Raw genomic sequence first — 17555 nt, 5'->3', positions numbered from 1 at the left:
AAAATGAATATACATTTTCACGTAGCTAACTCCCCAACAAAATAGTTATATCCCATAAAAAGTCTACCATATTAATCCCTATCAAACTAACCCCATCTTTGTAATATGATATTTTAATTTAGCTTATTTGCTGCTGCTTCGTCCACAATAATCGTCACACTATTATGTTTCTGCAAAATTGAAGCAGGCATCTCTTCAGTCACCGGGCCATTAATCATTTTTGAAATAGCCTCTGCCTTCGATTCACCATAAGCCATTAACAGAATGTGTTTAGCAGACATCACAGAAGCAATACCCATAGAAATCGCCTGTGTAGGGACATCTTCTGGCTTTTCAAAGAAACGTGCATTCGCTTCAATTGTTGATGGTTGTAAATCAACCACATGCGTTTTACTCTCAAAAGATGTTCCAGGTTCATTAAAACCAATATGACCATTATGCCCAATACCCAGTAATTGTAAATCAATTGGATGTTTGTCTATAATTTGGTCATATTCTTTAGTGGCTAATGCTGTATCCGTTTTTACACCATCAGGAACATATGAATGTTGAAAAGGCTTTTGATTAAATAATTGTTGTGTCATAAAATAGCGATAACTTTGCGGATTATCCCCTGATAAACCTAAATACTCATCCAAATTAATTGAGATACTATTTGAAAAATCTAAATCACTATTCCGCAGTACTTCATATAGTTTAATAGGTGTTGAGCCAGTTGCTAAACCAAATACTTTAGCATCATTTTCTAACGCCTGCTTAAATATATCAAATCCAATTTGTGCGCCTTCTATTTGATTTTTAACTTTAATTATTTTCATGATAATCTCCTATATTGGTCTATACCAATATATTAACATGTTCATGACCTTTTCTCAAAATAAACGCTTACAAAAAAAGAGTAATTCTTCAGAATTACTCTTTTTCATATATTGGTATCTTATTGTCATGGTGTTTAACTTTGGAAAGTGTCTTCTTTTCCATTAGAACGTATTGTATATTATTACCTTGTGTCATCTGCGTACCGGCAGTAATTATTCGATAATTATTAAATAAATTTTGACGATTAATTGGTGCAACAGATGCTTTAACGAGCTTGGGACTCACCTTTTGATTAACAGGAACTCGCACAACAACATAATCTACTCTTTTATCATTTAAAGTATGATTAAATGAATGATACATCTCTGGTAATTGTTCATACGTCATATTTAAACGATGCCAATAAGGCGTATTGGGTACACTATTAGCTGATAGATAAAAACCGCTATCCAACGTATTAACCATTAAAATACTAGGCTTATGATATTTTGCATGCATTATTTTTGCAAAACGCTCCTGAACACTTTTAGATTGCCCATTAAAAGCCTTCTTCTGATCAATAATTGGTGCGCTTCGTAAACTACTATTATTCACAAAAGGTGCCAATACTGTCACTGCACAAATAATCAGAGGTAACATTCGACGAGATGTTAGTAACATTCTAGCATCACTAATTGCTAGCAGCCGTATAATGCCTGTCACTAGAAATGGAAATAGTACCAATGGATAATAAGTTCTAAAAATATGCTGTTCCGCAACAAATATCAGAGACACCAAACACATGACAATTTCTAAAGTTATCGCCTTGTTCTTTAGTCCCAAAATGCTCCAGCACACAACAAGTATTAAGGTTGCAACAAAATGGTCTCCGACAAGACGTGCTAGTATGCGAATCAGCTGTACTATCTGGAATACAAATCCATTTTCATTAGCACCGTAAGCATTTAAATTTTGATAAAAATAAAAATTAATCAATTGTGGCAATGCATGGTTCATACTAAAAATCAACGCAATAATAGCAGTAACTAAGCCAAAACCAGCTAAAGAACATAAAATGACATACAACAATTTCAAAAAATGTTTATTAATTAATAATGCAACTGCCGTCCAAATAAAGAATACAACGAAGGGCGCAATTAAAGAATACTTTGACCAGAAAACAAGTGCAAAAGCGATACCAACAAAAAAGAAAGATAATAATGAAATATGCTCAATATGACTCTGGTACTTAATATAAACAAGTAATACAAACAGAATCGGTGCAAAGGCAAATTCTTCTGGTGATCCGCCTAAGACAAAGGCATTATTACCAAGTAAAGCGGCCGGTCCAATTAACCCAAGCCATTCAGGTTTCAGATAGCCAATCTTTAGATGCCGTGCCATATTAAATGTAATGAAATAAACGAATAGTACATTGATGACTTCAAGAATAAATAAACCGAAAAAATTAGTGGAAGAAATAAATGCGGCTAATGCATATATGCCATATAATACTGGTCCACGCTGATCAATGATATCTCTAAAAGGTAAAACGCCTTCATGTATTGCTCTACCCATAGTCATCATAGCATTCGTGTCCAACCATTGATTCGTATAAAAGACTGGTGAAGCGCCAATACTAAACAAACCCAATATGATTAACAATATTATCGGTATCATAATTGAGATAATTCTAGAAACTTTCATTATTTGTTAGCCCCATCTAATAAATTATCTTGAATAATAAATCTTGGGCGGTGCTTCACCTCATTGAAAACTTTACCAATATATTCACCTAGAACAGATAGACTGACTAACTGGACACCACCAATAAACCACAAAGACACCATGAGAGACGACCAACCATCTTTGGTATTACCACCGACATGTTGGACTAAAGTATACAATGTCATCACAATTGAAATGAATACAGTGATAATCCCCAAACTAAGAATTAATCGCATTGGCGCCACAGAAAATGATGTAATACCATCCCAGGCAAAGAGTAACATCTTCTTTAATGGGTATTTTGAGGTACCCGCTTCTCTCGGCTTTCTAGCATAGTAAACTTTAGTGCTCGGAAAACCAATTTTAGGTACAATACCGCGCAGAAAGAGATTACTTTCTTTGTATTCTAGTAAGTGTTCTACTGCTCGCTTAGACATGAGACGATAATCAGCTGAATCTGGAACCATTTCCACACCAATTTTTTTCATCAAAGTATAGAAGCTCTCAGCCGTTGTTCGTTTAAAAGCAGTATCTGTTTTACGTGAATTACGCACACCATAAACCACATCATAACCTGCATGATATTGCTGTACCATTTCATAAATAGCATTAATATCATCTTGTAAATCAGCATCAATTGTTATAAAAATATCGCCATAATCCAGTGCGGCAGTTAAACCGCCTATAATGGCATTTTGATGTCCAAAGTTTCGACTAAAATTGATTCCTGTAATATGCTCATTCTTAGCTGCATTATCAGTAATAATTTGCCAAGTAAGGTCTGCTGAACCATCATTTACCACTAATAATTTGCTAGATGAGGCAACCTCGCCATGCTTAATTAACGTAGTTAAAACTTCATCTATCTCGCCTAGTGATTTGTTAAGCATCTCCTCTTCGTTATATGCAGGAATGACGATCATTAATTTTGGAATTGTCATTTCTATTTCCCCCTAAATATTTATTTAGCACTATGCCTCATTAAATTATTTTTAAAATGATTACGAAAAAAATTAATGAGATAAATCAAAATAAGTGCTCCCCATAGTACTGCTATAAAAATAACTAATCCAATATAAGTTCTTGGTGTAAGATGATGGACCGAGATAACCGCTGATTTTATATTTTGATCAAGACTGATTGCTATATTTCCATGTGGGGTCGCTGAATACTTAACCTGTTTACCGTTAACCTTAACATTATACTTTAACGAACTATAATTCCAGATAGGAATAGTTAACGTACCACGTTTTACATCTTTTACTTTTAATTTAATTTCTTGATTAGTAGTTGGTAATATTTTGAATACTTTCTTCTTATCGTTATTTTCCCCAATATGTCGATATGTATTCATCACAACCTTACTAGGTTGCCAGGGATTTTTTTTATTGTTCCCTGCCACTCTAGGAGCATAATCAAAATAAGCTCTAATACCATTGAGAGCTTCGATATTCTCATTCGAAAATTTAATTCTACTTTGTATCTTGGTAGAAGTATAAAATGTTTTTTTCATATACGTTGGTTTGGATAACATACTTTTATCTATTCTTTCTGTGTTTCCCAAGAAAGATAAGAATGTTATAACGGATAGAATAAGTAACAATTTATGAGTAAAATCCACTTTTTTATTATCTCTTAAAAGATAAGCCATAGCTAGTATAATGAAAACACTAAACCATGGTAAAAATCGCCAAGTTGGGGCTTGAATTAATGCAATCGGTGTATCTTTCAAAAATACCCAAGGAAAAATTTGAGAACCCAGTATGAGTATGCTTATTGATAGCATTAAAAGTAGTCTTGTGTCTTTATTAGTAATATACCAATGACTGAATAAATATATTGATAAGACTAAAATACTTAACGAAATATATGTATCCCATCGAGATACTAGCGAAGTTGTTAAAATATCTAATAAATCTTTTGTATACGGATACTCTGAGAAAGGTAATTTAATTGGTGGTAAAAGGCCAGATTTCGATATATAAACTATTCTATATAATATAGGTGAGCTTAAGATAAGCACTATTATTATAGCAGATAGTAAATGTCTGACAATCATACCGATATTATCAAAATAATTCTTCCATAGATATCCGACACATAAAATTATCAAAACAGTAGATGCAATAATTGTTGATATAACATGCGAATAAACAATTAAGCTCATTGTAATACCAAAATACAATGATAACTTATAGTTAAATTGAGTACTTTTAAGGATTTCAATACAATACACTATCAATAATGGGAATAATGCATAAGCTATACCTGAGGCTAATTGTCCATAATGAAAAGATAACAATGTAACACCTGAAAATGAACTAACATAAGCAAGTAGAATAGATTCTTTAATATTTTTAGTTATCAAGTAACAAGCTCTGGCATGAATAATCCAGGTCACTATCATCACTAAACCTAGAATTAATTGCCATTGATGCACTGGTGATAGCCACGATGTAACCAATATAAATGGCCATAATGTAAAATCGGGATACATGCCTGATATAGCCTGCCCTGTATGTGAAAAGCTATATATATTTGTCCATCCCGGTATATGACCATTTAGAAATGACTCTCTAATTTCAAATACTCGACTCACATGAAAAACTGAATCGTTAATACCCGAAAAAAAATCATATCTCACGCGAAAAAAGATGAATACAATACTTACTAAAATTATTACCAATAAAAATAATAATTCCTTATTCTTTAAATTTTTAAACATTATTAATCATTTTCCGTTTCTATCATCCAAAGTTGATTCAGGATAACAGTGTATTCTATTTTATTACACAAATACTGTATGATTGCTTACTCACTACTCAGCCATCTTGATTACCTTAATATTTTTAATTCATATCATACGTTTCTTCAAGCAACACCCATTTATTATCTTGATTAGGTAATCTAACTAAAAGATATGGCCCGGAAAGTATCTGATGATTCATTTCTGAAACTTGTACTTTAGTCTTGATAACGTCATATAAATCATTGTTACTACTATTAAAATTACCTTGAACACAAAAATCACTTGTGTTCCACGACCACTGCACGGCACCATCAATTATTTTAACACGCTTTAATTTGTTATCACTTTCTTCTTCAACCCAACTATTAGAAAGCCGACCTAACAGTAAATCTATTGCGTTTTCAGTAGCTCTACCTGTATCCCATGTGAGATACTTATCTTTCATTTCTCGTGTTGGTAAAAAGTCATGAGTATCCTTAGAAATCACTAAATCAATGGCATCACACAAACTATCATATGTCATTAATTTAGTTGGTAATAAATTATCATCTATTAACCCAGAGTTATTACTAACACTAGAAAAATCGGGTGTATATCTCAAAATTGGACGGTTTAGCAATGCAAAATCAAAAATACCAGCACTATAATCTGTTATTAATACATCACTTAATAGATATAGTTTTGTAGTATCTTGTTCGCTCGACAAATCTATCACAAAATCATGATATTGTGATAAATCTGGTAGTTCATCGAATGTATGGGACCACTTAACAACCAACTGTATTCTATCACCAAATTTACGCTGTAAATCCTCTATATCAAAACGTACTTTTGCTTGATAATGGCCATGTCTAATAGCATCATCATCCCGCCAAGTGGGCTCATAAAGAAAGACAGTTTTACTATCATCAATATTAAACTGTCGGCGTAATTGCTTTTGATAATTAGTATTATCTTTTTCTCGAATTAATACATCATTCTTGGGATACCCTGTAGCAAAAACTTGATGTTCTTCTAATTGATATCCTGATATTTTTTGCTGTGACGCAAAAGTGCTATTCGATAATGTATAAGTCCATTGACTAGCATTAGCTAATATTTCCTTCACGTAGTTATTTCTAGTTTTCCCAGCCGAAATCACTTTCTTAATATCAGCACCAATTAACTTTTGAGATGTTCCTTGTCCTGTTTGCAAAACAACAATATCTTGTGGCGGTTGCCATCCTGATAAGAAATCATCATTTATTACCCAATATTTTGCCTTACTTAACAAACGTATACTACGATATTGTTCCATAGATAAGGTTTTGAAGCCTTCTTTTTTAAATAACGATTGATATTGATTATCTTTAGCTAGCCAAAGCAATTTATAGTCAGGGAATTTAGCTTTCATCATATCAAATATAGCTTTGGGACTATCCGATGTTTGTGTGCCACCAAAACTACTAAAAATCACCAATTTTTCATCACGTTTTAACTTTTTGGACCAATAATTTAGTAACGTAATGAATGGTTTTTTCACTTGTAATAGTTTCCAAATAGCATCTCGAAATGCATGTTGATTATATACTTGGCTACTAGGTTCAATATCACCATTTAATACCTGCTCAACAACCTCTTGTGCAGCATTACCTGTTTGCCCATACGTCGTAAATTCTTCATAAAACTTTTGAAGCCTTTGTCTATCAAATTGCTTTAATCTCGTAGTATCACTTAAAACTTCCATCAATTCTTGATTAGTCTTAACAATAGGACCAGGTACTGTATCAACATAATCTAAATATGTTCCCCTATTTTTAGGGTTTGTATACCACTCTAAATCATAAGCATAAAAGACCATTGGTCGATGAAGCATAGCATAGTCAAACATTACCGAACTATAATCCGTTATTAATATATCACTTACTAAATATAAATCCTCTATTTCAGGATAACTACTCATATCAATAACTTGACCAGCATATTGACTCAGGTCTAGTTGACTCGCAATAAAATAATGCAAACGTACTAACAAGATTTGCTTGTCACCTAAATTTTTTACATATTCATCTAAATCAATTTGAAAATCAAAACCATTAGTTTGTCTGTAAGTTGGTGCATATAGTACGATTTCTTTATTCAACGGTAACGATAATTTGTGCTTTAATTTACCAATTGATGAGGGATTGTTATTTTTTATTAATTGATCATTTCTAGGAAAACCAGTATGCAAAACTTTATGTTGATAACGAAAGGCCTCAGGGGCAACTTTATCCATAAACTTTGAAGGTGAAACGAGATAATCCCATCGTTCATTACGTTGTGCAAAACGTTCCTGTGTCCATCTTGATGCAAATCTGAAATTAGGTTCATCAAACCCCATGGTTTTCATAAATGTTCCATGTAATGTTTCAATTTCGATTTGTCCTACACGTTTTACATAATTTTGAGGGAAGTTCGTATTTTGTACAAGGTACTTAGCACGGGCCATGTACCACCAATACTCAATACTACCTTTTCTGACTTTCTTACCATTTCCAGTAATAGGTACATTAGGATCATTAAATATCCAAATATTTTTAATCTCTGGATGATTTTCCTGTATATATTCGTAAATCGCCTTTTCATTTGAACTGAACTTGCTAGACCAATAACTATCAAATACCCAAATATTTTTTTTGAGCGGTAACAAACGCATCAGTGGATATAATACCCATTCTGTAAATTTACGACGACGCGGTGTTTTGTCCCAAAATAAATGCCAAATTATATTAGACTTAATCCTCAATGTTCCCATTCTACTTCGCCAAATTACGTGCCTTTGGTGCTTGTAACGATGCTCTTTAGTAAAATCAATCATCACATTATCTAAATGTAATACGTACATCTTACTTTGTGCATCTTTTAAATATAAGTCATAATTCATATTTTGTAGTACATAATCACCATTTGATGTATCAAGTTGAACGATAATATTATGATGATTTTGTTGAATCGGTAAAGTAACTTCTTCATCTGAGTTAACAGCAACTACATTTTTAACATTAACAACGTCGTGTAATTGAAGGTATAATTTATTTTTCTTAAAGTAACCATTATCAACAAGTAGTTTATTTGTATTTAACAATAAATTAAAATGATTATTTACCGTGCTGGATAGTGTCAATATTTCATTTTGCTCAGTAACTGATACATCTGTTCTAGATAACAATAATGTTTTATTATTATCCGATTCAATACTGAAATTGCTAATGTGATCAAAAGTCATATCAGCATCGTTAACCGTTGTTTCCCAAACATACTGATTATCATCCAACTTTTCCAATTCTGATATGTCATTGGATTTTCTACTAATAATCTTTAATAATGAAACTGTCTTATTCGTAGAAAAGACAATACGAATGTTCTGATGGTTATATTGAATTGCATCAACACTTATCAATATCTTATCTTTTTCGTTCTGGATATCAACTTTATCAGCAACATTTAGCACTAATTCCCACGAATGATTAAATGATGATGAGATTCTAGACGCTTCTTCTATTTTAGAAAATTTCTGAGTCTTAGCTGATAATGGATTGCCAACAAATTCTTCACATGTTGCCTCACCAATACGATTAGTTAATTTTATCTTCCATCTACCCGAGCTAATCACATGAGCAATTTTCTGATAATCTAAATTAATAGTAAACGGATCAAAACGCTTAATGTATCGCAATCCCTTACGTTCATAACGCTTACCACGGATAATCTCCACATCTACAGATTGATGATTATCGATATTCACGATTCGCGCATGTATTTCTTCAGAATTTGGAGTGATGTCTTGGAAACCCTCTAAGAACCATTCTCCTTTAATAACAGCATTACTACTTTCCTCATCAAAATACACATCAGTTAGTAAATAGTGCGGTAAAAGCGCATTGTATAAAGAAATTTGGCTTAAAATATCTTTAGATAATGCACTATCTTTTATTTGTAAATGCCCCTTAACTAATTCAAGAGGTGTTTGGTCCAATCTTCTATTGATGTATCGCCTATATGTTGTGAAATCAGCGTTAAAAAAAGCAAAATAATAAATTTGCTTATTTAAGGGCATTGTTTTAATAGATGCTTCACCTACTTGTCTTACAAGACGTACAATACGTTGATGGAACTTGAGTAAAAAACTCTCCGATCTATTCTCAAACATTTGTAAATAAATGTTTAAATCATGATCAAACAACTTAAAATCAAAAGATTTCAATACATTATCTGTTTCAGATTTAGATAAAATGATGTTTCTAGCTAACAATAACATTTCTATTCTTTGATCAAAGAAGTCGAGATTGGCACGATCTTGAGTTGCAGAAACATCTCCACGATCACGAATACGCCAAAAATAAACCGTGTTACTAATAATATCTACAGTACGCGCAGTCATATGAGCCATCATCGTAAAAGGAATATCTTCCGCAAACGCTCTATCTTCCGGAAAGAAAATATTATGATCAATCAAAAAATCACGCCGATACATCTTATTCCATACAGTAGTTTCATAAACTAATTCAGGATGCTGTCGAATATTTGTTTGACGAACCGTATCTTTAATGGCTACTTTAAACATGCCAGCTGGATAGGTGTGTGTTGAATTAATATGCTTAACAAAACCGCTTACCATATCTGAATCAGATATTAATAAGCTCTCTACCATTTTTTCATAGGCATTTTTTGGCACAACATCGTCACCATCCACAAAGGTAATATATTTACCATTTGCTACCATAATGCCTTTATTTCTAGTTCTAGCAATTCCTGAATTTTGTTGCGTCATTACTTTTATTTGTGAATACTTTGAAGCGTAATAATTAACTAAATTTAAAGTATCATCACTAGAACCATCATCTATCACAAGTATCTCTAGATTAGGATATGTTTGATTCACTAAAGAATCTAAAGTCTCTTCTATGTAATATTCAACATTATAAGCTGCAACTATTGCCGTTACTTTTGGTAACTTATCTTTTTGTACTTCTAACATAATAGGATACACTCACTATTTCTATATATAGATATCTAATTGTTCATTGTTAAATTTCTAAGTGAAATGAATTCGCAAAAATAGCTATCAGCCCTATTTTGATACTAAAAGTAACTGATAACATACAATATTCATTATAACTTTGTTATGAGTAATCCGTCTATATTATAAAAACAAATTCTATACCATACGAAGATATCAGCAATCAAAAGCAGACCGTGTACCTAATAATCCATAATTTCAAAATCGCTTCAGTATACGCTATTTCAATCCGTTTTTATCTATCCAATAGGTCTGCTGATTTGGAAGCATTATTTTTGCCCACCTTGTTTTACCATTAACGTCCGTCTCTGCTACCACACGGATTCGATAACCATGATATTTTTTAGCACTATCATCACGAACTGCCGTATTTGCCGAAGTATTATACGGACCAGAGCGGTAGAGTCCATCATTACGCATAGTTTGATTAATTTTTGCATAATAATTAACATAACGCGTATTAGCTAGTTGATTGAGTGGGCGCAAACCATTTTTATCTATCCAAACTTCACGATTATTTAACAGCACCTTTGCCCATCTACTCTGACTTACCATAGCTTCTTTCACTACACGAACGGTGGTACCACGATACTTAGATGCCGAATCATCACGTTTTACACTTTGTGCAGAGGTCATATATGGTCCGCTCCAATATAAGCCATCATTTCGATTAACTTGAGTAATCAGCGCAGTATAGTTAGTATCAATCACTGATTGCATCGTTTTATATTGAACATCAACTAATTGGTCTAATTTATAAATATTAATAACGCGAATTATTTTATCGGCATATCGTGTATCCGTCGCATATCTTCCCTCTAACGCCTTAGCTGCTTCTTTATATGTCGACGCATTTTCTTTCCAAGCACCTGCATAGTATAAGCTATCCCAACTTGAGCCATTACGAATTAATCGTGCGTTATCTTCTAATGAATGATAAAAGCTAGGATATTTTTTGAATTTCGCCTGTATTTTAGTATACTTACCTTTTCCGTTATCCTCCAAGGTTGGAAAGCTCAAATATTGACCATTATAAGCGCCCTTCATACCAAAAAAATTATTACCGCTCTGTGTTAATTTACTCTGACCATAATTCGATTCCAAGATGGCTTGTGCTAATTGAACAGAGCCATAAATTTGATATTGCTGTGATATTGTTCGAACATCAGGTGCAATTTGATTAATAAACACCATCTTATCATCTTGCTGCGTTGTAACATTCAAATTATCTGCGTGCGCAACTGACGCTCCCGCTAGCGCAAAAAAACAAGTTGTACTAAAAGATAGTCCAGCTTTAACGATTTGATTCATGCAAATTTCTCTCTTCCCATTAATAATGCAATGTTATTATCATAACATATGCAAAATCATACAAAAAAGCACGAGCTAACTCGTGCTTTTACTTGATATTAACGATCTTGTGACCGCTCCTGCATCAGGTTTTGATACCGTGCATACCACACATCGACGTACCCTTGAGAAAACGGTCCAATATCATGATTAATCCAATCAACTAAAATTTTAACATGTGCTTTTAATATCTTATCGATATCTGCCGAATAATGCCATTTTTTGCTGTGGACAGCATATTCATCAGCATCTAACAAATGTTTTTCCCCATTTGGGAAAACTTTAATATCGAGATCGTAATCAATATATTTCAACGCTTCCTTATCAAGAACGTAAGGTGAGGCTAAATTACAATAATAAGAGACACCATTGTCGCGTATCATTGCAATAATATTAAACCAATACTTCTTATGGAAGTAAACAATAGCAGGTTCGCGTGTTACCCAACGCCTACCATCATCTTCTGTAACCAATGTGTGGTCATTTAAACCAATGATTGCATGCTCACTGGTTTTTAGCACCATTGTATCTCGCCAAGTTCGATGTAATGAGCCGTCGTGCTTATAGCTTTTGATCGTAATATAATCACCCTCACGCGGTCCGCGAAAATGTTCATCATTACTCATAATTCTACCTGCTCTTTTGACATCGAAGTCCTATTTTATTGTACCAGAACTCACAACCAAATGTTAGCTTTCATCAAGCATTAACTTATCAATTGATTGGTCAATCAATTCGCTGGTATAACCTTTAGCATATAGATTATTCTTGGTTCGATATTTACGTTGGCTTGGTACCTCATGTCGATAACGATGCCATAACTTGGTTGCTTCACGCATAACATTATCTAACTCGACTTCATTACTATTGCTATCGACAAAACGCTCAATCACAATCTGTGCAATATCATAAGAAAATCCCTTGTTAAGTAGTGCTTGAATCACCTTTTGTTGCTTAGCACGTGACGATTGGCGTTGATAATTTTTAGCAAACTTCGCACCCAACTTTTCAGCAATAGCTAGCTGTTCTTCATATGTATAATCGCGTAGTGCTATATCAATTTCATCCTCAGTTACCCCGGCTTGTTTAAGCTCCTGAGCAACAACTAATGGTCCTTTAGGTGCGATATGTTTTTTTGTTGCAACGTAATGCTTTGCATAGTTCAAATCGTCTAAATAGCTCTGCTCTTTAAGCTTAGCAATAACCTGATCTTGAATCGTTACATCAACATCATTATCATGTAACTTTTTTTGTACCTGATGAACCGTTCTTAATGTATGCCCCAGATAATTAACTGCAACATGTAAAGCTTTGGCAATTTCGTCATCATATTTAATACGTTGAATGGTTTCATCATCTAATTCACGTCCTTTGGCTAATCCATATTTCACCAAAACGCTTTCCGCAATACCAAAGGCAAAATGCCCATTTAAATCAACATTATATCGGCCCTGTTTTTTTTGTGTACTAATTTTAGTAATCGTCTTCATCATTTTTTATTATACGAAAAAAGCGCCAAAGCGCTCTTATCCCTTATCTTTTGTTTCAACATATTCAATCGCTGGATTAAACTTAAATCCATTTAATGAGCCACGAATAATAATCCTTAACTTTTTACCACGAAACTGAACACGTGGTAAAAATAATGTTTTGACGAAGTCTAATCCACCATGCCCAAGGGTTTTAATGTACTTTACCATTGAATGGCGACGACGCGACGTTAATAGTCGGTTACGATACTCTAACATATATCTTGGTAACCGTTCTTCTTGAACCTCGCCCACAATATCACCGGGATTAGGATTTAATTTGCTAGCATGAATAACAATAGAATCTCTCACAAAATATCCTGGCATCGTACGATGTGAACGTTCTGTAAATTCAATATCATCCCCCCAAATGAAATACTCCTTTTGAGGTAAGCCAACTTTTTCAATCAACTCTCTTTTGAAAATTGTTGACACAAAAGTTGCATGCTTAATTTCAACCAAATTATCATGTCCATAAAAAACAGCAGTTTTACCACCATCAGCGGGTGCTGGTACATTCATCTTTGCCCATTCACCATCTAGCCAGTTGACCTTACTAGCACCCCATCCAGCCTCTGGCTTTTCGTTAAACATGTCTAATAGTCGGCTCAATGAACTACGCGTGGGCATTGAGTCATCATCCATTACCCAAACCAAATCATCTTGTGTTTTATGGTAGAACGTTTTCATTCCCCAATTAAAACCACCCGCACCACCTAAGTTTTGTTCTAAATGTTCAACAATAATTCGCTTATCCGTTAGCGTGTTCAGATAATCAAAAGTACCGTCTGTACTAGCACCATTGACAATGATTAAATGCTTTAATGCATCCGTGTCTTGATTGAGTACTTTTTGGATGGACTCTTTCAGTAAGTCAAGACGGTTATAAGTCACAATCACTGCTGTTACTGTCAAATTTGACATATTATGCATCACCTATTACTTTTTCTATTAATGTTTGATCAATCTTTGTCAATTCTTGTTGCCATAACTCCCAAGTATTATGATGCCAAACGCGTTGATAGCCAATATTTAATAACCACTCACTGCGTTTTGTATTAGCACGCATCAATACCTGATCAGCCAACATCATAATGGCCTTCTGATGGGTAGACGCATTCGTCTGACCTATTACCAGTATATCAAAATGAGCATTACCAACAATACGTTGGCCCTTAATTTTTGCTTGTTCAGGGGATAAGGTGTTATCTTGCGGTGATTTATTAACAAAGATACGACTATTCGGCATGACTTGATCAACATGTGTAAAGAACTGATAGCCATACCAATTATCCAACAAATGTCGCTCATAGATGACAAAACTTTGATCCACATTTTGAGGTATTCTTGCCACTATGCCATCATCAAACTGAGATTCTGAAAAATCTTCACCATTAATAAGCATGCGTATTGTCTTAACGGGTTGTATTGCTGGTTGCTTTTGAATGACTGTCGCCACCCGTTCAGTAGCCAAGCCATCATCGTTCGCCACATATCGTTGATAAAAATTTTGATATTGAACACTGAATTTTATTTGAATATCAGATAGATGGTGTATCCAATCTACAATATTTTCTACCTGCCGTGTATATGGTCCTGGAAGTTGATTATCAGCTAAATACGTTCCTCTTGATGTCTGATAATCTGCATTCTGATCCAAGAATAGAATCGGGCGTTGCGTAATCAAATAATCAAAAAATAATGATGAATAATCCGTAATTAAAATGTCTGTGATAGCCAATACATCGTTGGTATCTAAATAATTCGGTACTAAATATGAGGCAAATGCTTCATCTCTTTCAACTAATTGATACACATAAGGATGCGCCTTAAAACGAATATCATATTGCGGTAATTGCTGCTGTAATTGTTTTAGCACAACTAAATATTTTTGTATTTCTTCATAACTAGATGTTAAAGTTGTCGCATCTCCGCTCCAAGTTGGTGCATAAAGGATAACCTTTTGTTGGCTATGTACTAATGCTCTAACCTTTTTTTCAAGCATTGGCTTGAGGCCATTAACTAAGACATCATTTCTCGGATAACCAACATTTAATAGTTGCCCGCGATATAAATTATCTAGACGATAATCCCGACGAAAAATAGTTGTCGTATAAGCATTAGGCATAACTAAGTAATCTGTCATCATCAGATTTCTCAATACATTCCAAGACCCCATTACGCCACCAGGCATCGCATATCCCATTTTTTTCAATGGCGTGCCATGCCAAGTGTTAATAAAAATCTGGTCTGATCGTTTAACAAAGATATCAGAAAAAATCATTGCATTTGTCACAACATACTTTGCTGTTAATAAGGCATGCATATGTTCATCAGAAAACTGTATCACCACATGAATCTGTGACCTATCAGATAAAGTTAAATACGCTAAGGTTGCTTGTATTTCTGTTAAATATTGGGATTCTGCCACAATAATGTGTTGCATTTTTGGTTTATTATTTAACCAATGCAATAAGATAGCACGGGGCGAATCACTCAATTGTTGCCCATCACGCATATCATACAAAGCCACGTTTTCATCCAATGGCCACTCATCATAATGATTATCGTAGTATTGCTTCGCTTTATTTTCAGGTGATTGCAAGGCTAACTTATTCTGTCGTTGCCACTGCCAATCCCGCCATTTATAGATTGTTTGTTTAATTAATTTTTGCATAATAAAAAGGCGACCACTCGCCTTTTCATTATACTTGATTTATATCATTAGTTCACTTTTGATTCATGTTCAGTTGCCATATTTTTAGAATTCAAATCTTTTTTAATCTGAGTTGTTGAAATTTCCGGTGTCCGTGCTAAGTAAACCACTTCAGCATCAGTTTCGTTGGCAATAAAGTCAAACTGTCCAGCCCAATCATCCCCCATTACAAAAGTATCTACTTTATATAGATCAACATCGGCTACTTTTTGATCCCATGATTCTTCAGGAATAACAAGATCAACATAACGAATAGCTTCTAAGAGTTGTTTCCGCTTTTCATAAGAGAAATATGTTTTCTTCTGTTTAGAGTTCCAATTAAATTCATCAGTTGATAAAGCAACAATCAGATAGTCACCCATCTCTTTAGCACGGCGCAATAAATTAATATGACCATAATGCAACATATCAAATGTTCCGTATGTAATAATGCGTTTCATCATTTCTCCTTATTGATTGCTTTCAATCTTATCATGAGCAAAATTAAAGTCTTGAGGGATATTGAATTCTTGACGTACCGTATTCAATGCATCATTAATGACTTGATCCATATCAAAATAACGATACTTACCTAGACGACCGCCAAACAAAATATTAGACTGCGTTTGACGTGCTATCTTAGCATATTGCTTGTAAATCTGTGTATTACGCTCATCATTAACAGGATAATAAGCTTCTTTAGTCCGATCCCAGTCCTGCGGATATTCCCGTGTAATAATTGTTTTACCATCATCAGCCAAGCCGTCAAAGTGTTTCCACTCCATAACCCGCGTGTAAGGGGTCTGTGCATCTGTATAATTGATAACAGCATTTCCCTGGTAGTTATCGTTATCTAAAACTTCACTTTCAAAGCGTAATGAACGATACTCAAGTTCACCATATTGATAATCAAAAAATTGATCAATCATACCCGTATAAATAATTCTTGGAAATTCACTGAGCAATGTTTCTTTGTGATCAAAGAAATCTGTATCAGTTAAGATATCAATTAACCCATTACTATCAGAAACCATTTGTTCAAAAATTTGGGTATATCCACCAACAGGAATACCTTGGTAACGATGATTGAAATAATTATTATCATAGATAAAGCGAACTGGCAAGCGCTTTATGATAAAAGCTGGTAACTCTGTTGCCTTTCTACCCCATTGTTTCTCGGTGTAACCCTTAATGAGTTTTTCATAAATGTCTGTTCCAATTAAAGAAATCGCCTGTTCTTCCAAATTACGTGGCTGGCGGTCTCCTAAATCTTTTAAGGCTGCTTGCTTTTGTTCTTCAATTTTATCTTTAGCTTCTTGTGGTGTTTTCGTTCCCCACATTTCGTAAAAGGTGTTCATATTGAACGGCAAATTATATAAACTACCCTTATAATTTGCAATCACTTGATTTTGGAAACCATTAAATGTCGCAAATTGACGAACATAGTCCCATACTTCTTTATTATCAGTATGGAAAATATGCGCACCAAAGTCATGAACTGTAATACCATGCTCTGTATGTGTGTAAGTATTACCCGCAATATGCGGGCGTTTCTCAATAATGAGAGAGCGCTTACCACGTTTGGCTGCTTCATATGCAAAAATCATCCCAAACGGACCCGCACCAACAATTAAATAATCATAGTTTTTAGTATTAAATTCCATT

12 protein-coding genes are annotated in these 17555 nt (G+C 34.0%); all 12 read right to left on the bottom strand.

Going from position 1 to position 17555, the window contains the following annotated elements:
* Positions 1-113: 113 nt before the first annotated feature.
* The 12 genes from C5L23_RS04605 to glf all read right to left on the bottom strand — a co-directional run bounded on the left by C5L23_RS04605 (position 114) and on the right by glf (position 17554).
* Positions 114-818 carry a glucosamine-6-phosphate deaminase gene (locus tag C5L23_RS04605; protein WP_010007954.1) on the bottom strand — a complete coding sequence of 235 codons (705 nt, stop codon included), beginning with the start codon at positions 816-818 and terminating at the stop codon, positions 114-116.
* A gap of 94 nt (positions 819-912) precedes the next feature.
* Positions 913-2505: a hypothetical protein gene (locus tag C5L23_RS04600; RefSeq protein WP_010007955.1), complete on the bottom strand. Its 1593-nt coding sequence runs from the start codon at positions 2503-2505 to the stop codon at positions 913-915.
* The gene (locus tag C5L23_RS04595; protein ID WP_010007957.1) at positions 2505-3467 is read right to left on the bottom strand and encodes a glycosyltransferase family 2 protein; all 963 of its coding nucleotides are present in this window, start codon (positions 3465-3467) and stop codon (positions 2505-2507) included. The genes C5L23_RS04600 and C5L23_RS04595 overlap by 1 nt, the downstream gene beginning before the upstream one ends.
* 20 nt (positions 3468-3487) lie before the next feature.
* Positions 3488-5251 (bottom strand): hypothetical protein, encoded by a 1764-nt coding sequence (locus C5L23_RS04590; RefSeq protein ID WP_133264351.1) that lies wholly within the window; start codon positions 5249-5251, stop codon positions 3488-3490.
* 124 nt (positions 5252-5375) lie between these two features.
* The gene (locus tag C5L23_RS04585) at positions 5376-10274 is read right to left on the bottom strand and encodes a bifunctional glycosyltransferase/CDP-glycerol:glycerophosphate glycerophosphotransferase (protein WP_133264350.1); all 4899 of its coding nucleotides are present in this window, start codon (positions 10272-10274) and stop codon (positions 5376-5378) included.
* Positions 10275-10535: 261 nt separating this feature from the next.
* On the bottom strand, positions 10536-11627 hold the full coding sequence (locus C5L23_RS04580; protein WP_133264349.1) for a glucosaminidase domain-containing protein: 1092 nt from the start codon (positions 11625-11627) through the stop codon (positions 10536-10538).
* Between the two features lie 98 nt (positions 11628-11725).
* Positions 11726-12292 carry a nucleoside tri-diphosphate phosphatase gene (gene ntdP, locus C5L23_RS04575; protein ID WP_010007968.1) on the bottom strand — a complete coding sequence of 189 codons (567 nt, stop codon included), beginning with the start codon at positions 12290-12292 and terminating at the stop codon, positions 11726-11728.
* 63 nt (positions 12293-12355) lie between these two features.
* Complete coding sequence (recX, locus tag C5L23_RS04570) at positions 12356-13156, bottom strand: recombination regulator RecX (protein WP_133264487.1); 801 nt, start codon at positions 13154-13156, stop codon at positions 12356-12358.
* Positions 13157-13192: 36 nt separating this feature from the next.
* A complete protein-coding gene (locus C5L23_RS04565) occupies positions 13193-14119 on the bottom strand; it encodes a glycosyltransferase family 2 protein (RefSeq protein ID WP_010007969.1) in 927 nt (308 codons plus the stop codon).
* Position 14120: 1 nt separating this feature from the next.
* On the bottom strand, positions 14121-15872 hold the full coding sequence (locus C5L23_RS04560) for a CDP-glycerol glycerophosphotransferase family protein (protein WP_133264348.1): 1752 nt from the start codon (positions 15870-15872) through the stop codon (positions 14121-14123).
* A 47-nt stretch (positions 15873-15919) separates the two neighbouring features.
* Positions 15920-16351 carry a glycerol-3-phosphate cytidylyltransferase gene (tagD, locus tag C5L23_RS04555; RefSeq protein ID WP_010007970.1) on the bottom strand — a complete coding sequence of 144 codons (432 nt, stop codon included), beginning with the start codon at positions 16349-16351 and terminating at the stop codon, positions 15920-15922.
* Positions 16352-16360: 9 nt separating this feature from the next.
* A complete protein-coding gene (gene glf, locus C5L23_RS04550) occupies positions 16361-17554 on the bottom strand; it encodes a UDP-galactopyranose mutase (RefSeq protein ID WP_010007971.1) in 1194 nt (397 codons plus the stop codon).
* Position 17555 lies beyond the last annotated feature (1 nt).

Source organism: Leuconostoc fallax (assembly GCF_004354645.1).
Lineage (GTDB): Bacteria > Bacillota > Bacilli > Lactobacillales > Lactobacillaceae > Leuconostoc_B > Leuconostoc_B fallax.
The sequence above is the reverse complement of the archived record's forward strand: the minus strand, read 5'-3'. Positions and strand labels throughout refer to the sequence as shown.

Coding starts and splice junctions, on each gene's coding strand:
- recX (WP_133264487.1), bottom strand. CDS start 13,156: ATGAAGACGATTACTAAAATTAGTACACAAAAAAAACAGGGCCGATAT.
- ntdP (WP_010007968.1), bottom strand. CDS start 12,292: ATGAGTAATGATGAACATTTTCGCGGACCGCGTGAGGGTGATTATATT.
- C5L23_RS04590 (WP_133264351.1), bottom strand. CDS start 5,251: ATGTTTAAAAATTTAAAGAATAAGGAATTATTATTTTTATTGGTAATA.
- glf (WP_010007971.1), bottom strand. CDS start 17,554: ATGGAATTTAATACTAAAAACTATGATTATTTAATTGTTGGTGCGGGT.
- C5L23_RS04580 (WP_133264349.1), bottom strand. CDS start 11,627: ATGAATCAAATCGTTAAAGCTGGACTATCTTTTAGTACAACTTGTTTT.
- C5L23_RS04560 (WP_133264348.1), bottom strand. CDS start 15,872: ATGCAAAAATTAATTAAACAAACAATCTATAAATGGCGGGATTGGCAG.
- C5L23_RS04595 (WP_010007957.1), bottom strand. CDS start 3,467: ATGACAATTCCAAAATTAATGATCGTCATTCCTGCATATAACGAAGAG.
- tagD (WP_010007970.1), bottom strand. CDS start 16,351: ATGAAACGCATTATTACATACGGAACATTTGATATGTTGCATTATGGT.
- C5L23_RS04585 (WP_133264350.1), bottom strand. CDS start 10,274: ATGTTAGAAGTACAAAAAGATAAGTTACCAAAAGTAACGGCAATAGTT.
- C5L23_RS04565 (WP_010007969.1), bottom strand. CDS start 14,119: ATGTCAAATTTGACAGTAACAGCAGTGATTGTGACTTATAACCGTCTT.
- C5L23_RS04605 (WP_010007954.1), bottom strand. CDS start 818: ATGAAAATAATTAAAGTTAAAAATCAAATAGAAGGCGCACAAATTGGA.
- C5L23_RS04600 (WP_010007955.1), bottom strand. CDS start 2,505: ATGAAAGTTTCTAGAATTATCTCAATTATGATACCGATAATATTGTTA.